The organism is Suipraeoptans intestinalis (genome assembly GCF_009696485.1).
In the GTDB taxonomy this organism is placed as follows: Bacteria; Bacillota; Clostridia; order Lachnospirales; family Lachnospiraceae; genus Suipraeoptans; species Suipraeoptans intestinalis.
This window is the reverse complement of sequence record NZ_VULY01000029.1, coordinates 1-7,401: the sequence shown is the minus strand read 5'-3', so window position 1 is coordinate 7,401 and position 7,401 is coordinate 1. Positions and strand designations below refer to the sequence as shown.

Here is a 7,401-nt window from a genome sequence, read left to right as displayed (position 1 = left end):
ATCCGATCCGACACCAGCTCCAATTCCGTTAATACTGCTACTCCTGCTCCATTGCGATAATTGTTCCGACATACTATGTCCTCCTTCTTTATTCCATTTCTTCATTCATAAAAGTGCCGTTTAAAATACAAATACGTAGGCTGCAGCAGCCCGTCGAAAATATCAAAGTAGAAACTGAGAGGAACGGGGATCAAAAGCGGTGCTACCTGCTTGATCAGTTCCATCACTACAAATCCTCCCAGCATATTTCCAAACAGACGCATGCACAGCGAAAGTGGTCTGATAAACACTTCCAGCACCATGATCGGCGCCACGAAGGGAAACCGGTTCCCCGAAGTGTTTTCCCCAATGGCGGATCCCGTTTCTTCGTATCCGCTGTATTCGATCAAAAGCATACTAAGAATGGCCAGCGCCGCCGTTACGTTCAGATCCTTTGGGGTGGTTTGATCCCGATCAGCCCCATGGTGTTGGAGATAACCAGAAACAGTCCCACCGTCATCAGGTAGGGAATATAACCGGAATTTTCTTTTCCCAGGATCCCTTCAAAAAGATCCGTTCCCCATTGATACATGACTCCAACGCAAGTTGTACTTTCCCGGACGTTCCACCTTGAGATTCCTCACCAGGATCAGAGACAGCAGGGTCAGACACAGCATGATCCCCAGGTTGCCACACCGCTTCGTCCACCTTGATCCCCCGAAAACCGGAATCTCAAACACCGTTTTACAGGTTAATTCCTCCATGAGATTTTGAGTCAGTTTTTCCGTATAAATGCCCTCCTCTCCTCTAAGCTTTCCTCACATTACTGCCATTTTTTCTTTTGTCAATCATCTTTTTCTCTTCGCTGTTTTCCTGCATTTCACCCCTTTTTTTATTTATTTTTTTAATTCAAAATCATGGATCCCCTTCCTTTTATTTATTTTTTCATCATTTTTTGTCTCTTCCTGCTCTTTCTAGTTTCCTCCTTGAATTTTGTCCAAAATTATATCGGTTTCTTTTTTATTTTTATGGATTTTTACGAGAAACAGAATGTTTTATTTCGCGCAGCGCACATTCCTGTGAAACAAAAAAACATCTCCTGCACCCTTATGTCTGATGCAAAAGATGTTTTTTTCCACCTGAATTTCCGGATATTTTGAGGAAGTCCTTTGCCGCCTATTCCCTCACGGCAAAATAATTCCCCTCTCTGTCCGCCTATACTATCTACACTATCTGTACTCTCTGTTCTATTTTCTCTTTCGCTTTTGCCTCCGGCTCCTTTTCTATCCCGCCAAACGGCATCTGTGCCACCAGCCTGTAGGTTTTGGGAAGCTTGTATCTTTCCCGTACCATGTCATCTATAACGGGATTGTAATGCTGCAGGGAAGCTCCGATCCCCAGCTCTGCCAGCGCCGTCCAGATGCTGATCTGCAGCATTCCATTGGCATGGTTTGCCCACACCGGAAAATTGGCTGCATAGGTCGGAAACTTGGCTGCCAGTCCGTCTACTACCTCTTCTTCGTAAAAATACAAATCGTTCCTGCTCCATTTCGGAAGGACTGGATCTTGTCATGCGGTACCTTCCCCTCAAACACCCTCTCAATCTCATCCCACAGCGCCTCATGCTCTTCCCAAAGGCCGCCACGACCCTCGCACTCTTCATATCAAAGGCATCGGGAACCAGTTCCGTCACTCTTTTTATTACTTCCTCCACTTTTTCCTTCGCAACCGGAAGCTCCTTGTTTAACAGATAACGACTTCTTCTCTTTTCCAATCCTGTGATCACGCTCATGTCTGTTCCTCCTTTTTCTTTTTTGTGTATTCGGTTTCCCTGTTCTGTCTGCCTTGTTCTGTTTGCCTTGTTCTGTCTGCCTTGTTCTGTCTGCCTTGCCCAGCATATGCCTTCGTCTGCAAAGCCGTCACTGTTTTCCCGTTTTCCACTTTTCATTCGTTCCGGAAAAACCGCTCTTTTGAACCCCGGATCCGCCTGTGTTTTTAAGGGCTTTCTCCCACGATGCCGGCGGCGCCTGCCTCGGTCGATTATTTGATAAAGGTTCCTTCCTCCAGCTCCTTGAACGCCTGCTGCAGTTCCTCCCTGGTGTTCATTACCACCGGCCCTCCCCAGGCGATCTCCTCCTTCAATGGACTTCCACTGAGAAACAGAACTTTGGCTCTTTTTTCTTTTCCTTCTATCGTCACCTGGTCTCCGTCCGATAACAGAGCCGCCGTCTTTTCTTCCAGATCTTCTCCTGCTACCCGTACATCCCCAGCAAAGGAAACAGCAGCGCCTGTCTGCCCTTCTCTGTGGGAATGGTAACCGTCTTTCCCGGTTCTACCGTAATATCATAATAGTCAATAGGCTGATAGTTCCCCTGGACTCCCTGCTGCCCGTCATAGCTTCCTGCCAGGATCCTGAGGCGGCCTCCTTCCAGTTCCACTTCCGGGATCTGGTCCCTCTTGATGCTGCGGTAAGCCGGCTTTGTCATTTTGTCCTTTGCCGGAAGATTCAGCCATAGCTGCACGCCCAGCATCCGCTCGCTTGCCGGCAGCTGTTCTTCATGGATGATGCCGGATCCTGCCGTCATCCACTGGACTTCCCCATCTTCCACGGTGTCTTCAAAGCCCAGATTGTCCTTGTGTTTCATTTTCCCCTGCCACACGTAGCTGATGGTCTCGATCCCTCTGTGGGGATGCGGCGGAAAGCCCGCTATATAATCCTGCGGATTGGTGCTGTCAAAAGAGTCCAGCATCAAAATAGGATCAAATTCTTTTGCGGTCTGGCTGCCCAGCACTCTTACCAGCTTCACACCGCCTCCATCTACCGTTTGAAATCCTTTTACCTTTTTTCTGATCGTTCTATTCATGTAAGATCCCTCCTAATTTTTTAATAGGAACAACAACTGCTTCTTCTCTTCCGCGGTCAATTCTTTCATTTTTTCTCTGATCATCTCCCTGTTCTTTGGAGCCGCCTGCTGAATGACACTCCTCCCCTCCTCTGTCAGATGAAGGATGCAAAGCCGCTTGTCCTTTTGATCTGCCAGTCGTTCCACATACCCTCTTCCTACCAGATTGTTGACGATGACCGGTATGGTTCCTACACTGCTTAAAATCTTTTCCCGCACTTCTCCTACGGTCAGATCTCCCTTGCTGTACAGCGCTTCCAACACTGCAAACTGGCTCAGCGTCAACCGTATTCCCTGCAATCCTTCCCGTCTGCCTGTCCAATTCATTGGTATTGCGGTGCAGTATATATGGATCCACTGGAAGAAATGAAAATCGTCATCGGACTGCACCGCAATACCAATGAATTGGACAGGCAGACGGGAAGGATTGCAGGGAAATACGGGTTGACGCTGAGCCAGTTTGCAGTGTTGGAAGCGCTGTACAGCAAGGGAGATCTGACCGTAGGAGAAGTGCGGGAAAAGATTTTAAGCAGTGTAGGAACCATACCGGTCATCGTCAACAATCTGGTAGGAAGAGGGTATGTGGAACGACTGGCAGATCAAAGGACAAGCGGCTTTGCATCCTTCATCTGACAGAGGAGGGAGGAGTGTCATTCAGCAGGCGGCTCCAAAGAACAGGGAGATGATCAGAGAAAAATGAAAGAATTGACCGCGGAAGAGAAGAAGCAGTTGTTGTTCCTATTAAAAAAATTAGGAGGGATCTTACATGAATAGAACGATCAGAAAAAAGGTAAAAGGATTTCAAACGGTAGATGGAGGCGGTGTGAAGCTGGTAAGAGTGCTGGGCAGCCAGACCGCAAAGAATTTGATCCTATTTTGATGCTGGACTCTTTTTGACAGCACCAATCCGCAGGATTATATAGCGGGCTTTCCGCCGCATCCCACAGAGGGATCGAGACCATCAGCTACGTGTGGCAGGGGAAAATGAAACACAAGGACAATCTGGGCTTTGAAGACACCGTGGAAGATGGGGAAGTCCAGTGGATGACGGCAGGATCCGGCATCATCCATGAAGAACAGCTGCCGGCAAGCGAGCGGATGCTGGGCGTGCAGCTATGGCTGAATCTTCCGGCAAAGGACAAAATGACAAAGCCGGCTTACCGCAGCATCAAGAGGGACCAGATCCCGGAAGTGGAACTGGAAGGAGGCCGCCTCAGGATCCTGGCAGGAAGCTATGACGGGCAGCAGGGAGTCCAGGGGAACTATCAGCCTATTGACTATTATGATATTACGGTAGAACCGGGAAAGACGGTTACCATTCCACAGAGAAGGGCAGACAGGCGCTGCTGTTTCCTTTGCTGGGGGATGTACGGGTAGCAGGAGAAGATCTGGAAGAAAAGACGGCGGCTCTGTTATCGGACGGAGACCAGGTGACGATAGAAGGAAAAGAAAAAAGAGCCAAAGTTCTGTTTCTCAGTGGAAGTCCATTGAAGGAGGAGATCGCCTGGGGAGGGCCGGTGGTAATGAACACCAGGGAGGAACTGCAGCAGGCGTTCAAGGAGCTGGAGGAAGGAACCTTTATCAAATAATCGACCGAGGCAGGCGCCGCCGGCATCGTGGGAGAAAGCCCTTAAAAACACAGGCGGATCCGGGGTTCAAAAGAGCGGTTTTTCCGGAACGAATGAAAAGTGGAAAACGGGAAAACAGTGACGGCTTTGCAGACGAAGGCATATGCTGGGGCAAGGCAGACAGAACAAGGCAGACAGAACAAGGCAAACAGAACAAGGCAGACAGAACAGGGAAACCGAATACACAAAAAAGAAAAAGGAGGAACAGACATGAGCGTGATCACAGGATTGGAAAAGAGAAGAAGTCGTTATCTGTTAAACAAGGAGCTTCCGGTTGCGAAGGAAAAAGTGGAGGAAGTAATAAAAAGAGTGACGGAACTGGTTCCCGATGCCTTTGATATGAAGAGTGCGAGGGTCGTGGCGGCCTTTGGGGAAGAGCATGAGGCGCTGTGGGATGAGATTGAGAGGGTGTTTGAGGGGAAGGTACCGCATGACAAGATCCAGTCCTTCCGAAATGGAGCAGGAACGATTTGTATTTTTACGAAGAAGAGGTAGTAGACGGACTGGCAGCCAAGTTTCCGACCTATGCAGCCAATTTTCCGGTGTGGGCAAACCATGCCAATGGAATGCTGCAGATCAGCATCTGGACGGCGCTGGCAGAGCTGGGGATCGGAGCTTCCCTGCAGCATTACAATCCCGTTATAGATGACATGGTACGGGAAAGATACAAGCTTCCCAAAACCTACAGGCTGGTGGCACAGATGCCGTTTGGCGGGATAGAAAAGGAGCCGGAGGCAAAAGCGAAGAGAAAATAGAACAGAGAGTACAGATAGTGTAGATAGTATAGGCGGACAGAGAGGGGAATTATTTTGCCGTGAGGGAATAGGCGGCAAAGGACTTCCTCAAAATATCCGGAAATTCAGGTGGAAAAAAACATCTTTTGCATCAGACATAAGGGTGCAGGAGATGTTTTTTTGTTTCACAGGAATGTGCGCTGCGCGAAATAAAACATTCTGTTTCTCGTAAAAATCCATAAAAATAAAAAAGAAACCGATATAATTTTGGACAAAATTCAAGGAGGAAACTAGAAAGAGCAGGAAGAGACAAAAAAATGATGAAAAAATAAATAAAAGGAAGGGGATCCATGATTTTGAATTTAAAAAAATAAATAAAAAAGGGGTGAAATGCAGGAAAACAGCGAAGAGAAAAAGATGATTGACAAAAGAAAAAAATGGCAGTAATGTGAGGAAAGCTTAGAGGAGAGGAGGGCATTTATACGGAAAAACTGACTCAAAATCTCATGGAGGAATTAACCTGTAAAACGGTGTTTGAGATTCCGGTTTTCGGGGGGATCAAGGTGGACGAAGCGGTGGTGGCAACCTGGGGATCATGCTGTGTCTGACCCTGCTGTCTCTGATCCTGGTGAGGAATCTCAAGGTGGAACGTCCGGGGAAAGTACAACTTGCGTTGGAGTCATGTATTCAATGGGGAACGGATCTTTTTGAAGGGATCCTGGGAAAAGAAAATTCCGGTTATATTCCCTACCTGATGACGGTGGGACTGTTTCTGGTTATCTCCAACACCATGGGGCTGATCGGGATCAAACCACCCACAAAGGATCTGAACGTAACGGCGGCGCTGGCCATTCTTAGTATGCTTTTGATCGAATACAGCGGGATACGAAGAAACGGGATCCGCCATTGGGGAAAACACTTCGGGGAACCGGTTCCCTTCGTGGCGCCGATCATGGTGCTGGAAGTGTTTATCAGACCACTTTCGCTGTGCATGCGTCTGTTTGGAAATATGCTGGGAGGATTTGTAGTGATGGAACTGATCAAGCAGGTAGCACCGCTTTTGATCCCCGTTCCTCTCAGTTTCTACTTTGATATTTTCGACGGCTGCTGCAGGCCTACGTATTTGTATTTTTAACGGCACTTTTTATGAATGAAGAAATGGAATAAAGAAGGAGGACATAGTATGTCGGGAACAATTATCGCAATTGGAGCAGGAGTAGCAGTATTAACGGGAATTGGAGCTGGTGTCGGGATCGGGATCGCAACCGGAAGAGCGACGGAAGCCATCGCAAGACAGCCGGAGGCGGAAAAGAAGATCAGTAAGTCCCTCATTTTGGGATGTGCACTGGCAGAGGCAACGGCCATCTACGGCTTTATCGTGGCATTGATGATCATCCTCTTCCTGAAATAAGGAGAACTTTTTCGGGAGAAGAGAGGAGAACCCTGAGAAAGGCGGTAAAGATGTGTTAAGGTTAGATGCGAATTTTGTATTGGAAATGATAAATATCCTTGTACTTTTCCTCATTCTTCGCAAGCTGTTGTTCCGTCCGGTCATGGATATCATGGAAAAGCGCAGACAGATGATCGAAGGGAAACTGCAGGAGCAAGCCGGGAGAAGGAACAGGCGGAAAGCCTGAAAAGAGAATATGAAGACATCCGGGGGAAGGCAAAGGAGGAATCCAGGCAGATCATCCTGCAGGCGAAAGAAGAGGCGCAAAGAGAAGCCAGACAGCTGATAGAGGAAGCGCAGAAGGAAGCGAGGAGACAGCTGGAGGAGGCGAAGGCATCTATTGAGGAGAAGCAGACACAGGCGCTTTTGGACGTGAAAGCCCAGGCGGCAGTGCTGTCAATGGAAGAGGCAAAAAAACTGCTGGAGAACCCGCAGTCTTCTGCATATCAGGAATTTATCAGAAAAGAAGGAAGGCAGAAGGTATGAGAAGAAATGGAAAAATTTCTCCTTATGTCAAGGCGCTTTGGGAACTGGGAATCGAAGAAACAGATCTGGAAGACATCCGGGAGATTTTGCGGGAGAATCCGAAGCTGAAAAAAGTGCTGGAAGACCCGAGAGTTTCCCGACAGGACAAAAGCAGGTGGTTGACAGAGTGTTTCCGGAGGCTTATAAAGGGCTGCTGCAAACTCTGGTAAAGTATGAGACGG

General features: G+C 48.1%; 13 protein-coding genes and 3 pseudogenes. 10 read left to right on the top strand and 6 right to left on the bottom strand.

Going from position 1 to position 7,401, the window contains the following annotated elements:
* Positions 1 to 101: 101 nt before the first annotated feature.
* The 6 genes and pseudogenes from FYJ34_RS13330 to FYJ34_RS11755 form a co-directional block, all read right to left on the bottom strand.
* Positions 102 to 395, bottom strand: a complete 294-nt coding sequence (locus tag FYJ34_RS13330) for a F0F1 ATP synthase subunit A (RefSeq protein ID WP_235899520.1) — start codon at positions 393 to 395, stop codon at positions 102 to 104.
* A 29-nt stretch (positions 396 to 424) separates the two neighbouring features.
* Positions 425 to 571 (bottom strand): F0F1 ATP synthase subunit A, encoded by a 147-nt coding sequence (locus tag FYJ34_RS13325; protein ID WP_235899519.1) that lies wholly within the window; start codon positions 569 to 571, stop codon positions 425 to 427.
* A 632-nt stretch (positions 572 to 1,203) separates the two neighbouring features.
* Positions 1,204 to 1,512, bottom strand: a complete 309-nt coding sequence (locus FYJ34_RS14465; protein ID WP_330582658.1) for a nitroreductase family protein — start codon at positions 1,510 to 1,512, stop codon at positions 1,204 to 1,206.
* A gap of 507 nt (positions 1,513 to 2,019) precedes the next feature.
* Positions 2,020 to 2,226 (bottom strand): annotated as a pseudogene (locus tag FYJ34_RS14460) (pirin-like C-terminal cupin domain-containing protein); the annotation flags it as partial.
* A gap of 5 nt (positions 2,227 to 2,231) precedes the next feature.
* On the bottom strand, positions 2,232 to 2,843 hold the full coding sequence (locus FYJ34_RS11760) for a pirin family protein (protein WP_330582657.1): 612 nt from the start codon (positions 2,841 to 2,843) through the stop codon (positions 2,232 to 2,234).
* 12 nt (positions 2,844 to 2,855) lie between these two features.
* A complete protein-coding gene (locus tag FYJ34_RS11755) occupies positions 2,856 to 3,167 on the bottom strand; it encodes a MarR family winged helix-turn-helix transcriptional regulator (protein ID WP_235899518.1) in 312 nt (103 codons plus the stop codon).
* Positions 3,168 to 3,230: 63 nt separating this feature from the next.
* Between FYJ34_RS11755 and FYJ34_RS11750 the strand changes: the two genes are divergently transcribed.
* The 10 genes and pseudogenes from FYJ34_RS11750 (at position 3,231) to FYJ34_RS11710 (ending at position 7,389) form a co-directional block, all read left to right on the top strand.
* Entirely contained in the window at positions 3,231 to 3,515 is a 285-nt protein-coding gene (locus FYJ34_RS11750) for a MarR family winged helix-turn-helix transcriptional regulator (protein ID WP_235899517.1), read from the top strand.
* Between the two features lie 336 nt (positions 3,516 to 3,851).
* The gene (locus tag FYJ34_RS14455) at positions 3,852 to 4,259 is read left to right on the top strand and encodes a pirin family protein (RefSeq protein ID WP_334296370.1); all 408 of its coding nucleotides are present in this window, start codon (positions 3,852 to 3,854) and stop codon (positions 4,257 to 4,259) included.
* Positions 4,238 to 4,471: a pirin-like C-terminal cupin domain-containing protein gene (locus FYJ34_RS14450; RefSeq protein WP_330582656.1), complete on the top strand. Its 234-nt coding sequence runs from the start codon at positions 4,238 to 4,240 to the stop codon at positions 4,469 to 4,471. Before FYJ34_RS14455 ends, FYJ34_RS14450 begins: the two co-directional genes overlap by 22 nt.
* Positions 4,472 to 4,570: 99 nt before the next feature.
* Positions 4,571 to 5,005 (top strand): nitroreductase family protein, encoded by a 435-nt coding sequence (locus FYJ34_RS14445; RefSeq protein ID WP_330582655.1) that lies wholly within the window; start codon positions 4,571 to 4,573, stop codon positions 5,003 to 5,005.
* Complete coding sequence (locus tag FYJ34_RS14440; protein ID WP_330582654.1) at positions 4,981 to 5,265, top strand: nitroreductase family protein; 285 nt, start codon at positions 4,981 to 4,983, stop codon at positions 5,263 to 5,265. Before FYJ34_RS14445 ends, FYJ34_RS14440 begins: the two co-directional genes overlap by 25 nt.
* A gap of 485 nt (positions 5,266 to 5,750) precedes the next feature.
* Positions 5,751 to 6,411 (top strand): annotated as a pseudogene (locus FYJ34_RS11730) (F0F1 ATP synthase subunit A).
* 16 nt (positions 6,412 to 6,427) lie between these two features.
* Positions 6,428 to 6,655 carry an ATP synthase F0 subunit C gene (gene atpE / locus FYJ34_RS11725; RefSeq protein ID WP_154475307.1) on the top strand — a complete coding sequence of 76 codons (228 nt, stop codon included), beginning with the start codon at positions 6,428 to 6,430 and terminating at the stop codon, positions 6,653 to 6,655.
* Positions 6,656 to 6,707: 52 nt separating this feature from the next.
* Positions 6,708 to 6,881, top strand: a complete 174-nt coding sequence (locus tag FYJ34_RS11720; RefSeq protein ID WP_154478940.1) for an ATP synthase F0 subunit B — start codon at positions 6,708 to 6,710, stop codon at positions 6,879 to 6,881.
* Positions 6,878 to 7,060, top strand: a pseudogene (locus FYJ34_RS15615) (ATP synthase subunit B family protein); the annotation flags it as partial. The gene FYJ34_RS11720 and the pseudogene FYJ34_RS15615, both read left to right, overlap by 4 nt.
* 116 nt (positions 7,061 to 7,176) lie before the next feature.
* Positions 7,177 to 7,389, top strand: coding sequence for a F0F1 ATP synthase subunit delta (locus FYJ34_RS11710; RefSeq protein WP_154478938.1), 213 nt, complete (start codon positions 7,177 to 7,179; stop codon positions 7,387 to 7,389).
* Positions 7,390 to 7,401: the final 12 nt, after the last annotated feature.

Coding starts and splice junctions, on each gene's coding strand:
- FYJ34_RS13330 (WP_235899520.1), bottom strand. CDS start 395: ATGCTTTTGATCGAATACAGCGGATACGAAGAAACGGGATCCGCCATT.
- FYJ34_RS13325 (WP_235899519.1), bottom strand. CDS start 571: ATGTATCAATGGGGAACGGATCTTTTTGAAGGGATCCTGGGAAAAGAA.
- FYJ34_RS11760 (WP_330582657.1), bottom strand. CDS start 2,843: ATGAATAGAACGATCAGAAAAAAGGTAAAAGGATTTCAAACGGTAGAT.
- FYJ34_RS11750 (WP_235899517.1), top strand. CDS start 3,231: ATGGATCCACTGGAAGAAATGAAAATCGTCATCGGACTGCACCGCAAT.
- atpE (WP_154475307.1), top strand. CDS start 6,428: ATGTCGGGAACAATTATCGCAATTGGAGCAGGAGTAGCAGTATTAACG.
- FYJ34_RS11710 (WP_154478938.1), top strand. CDS start 7,177: ATGAGAAGAAATGGAAAAATTTCTCCTTATGTCAAGGCGCTTTGGGAA.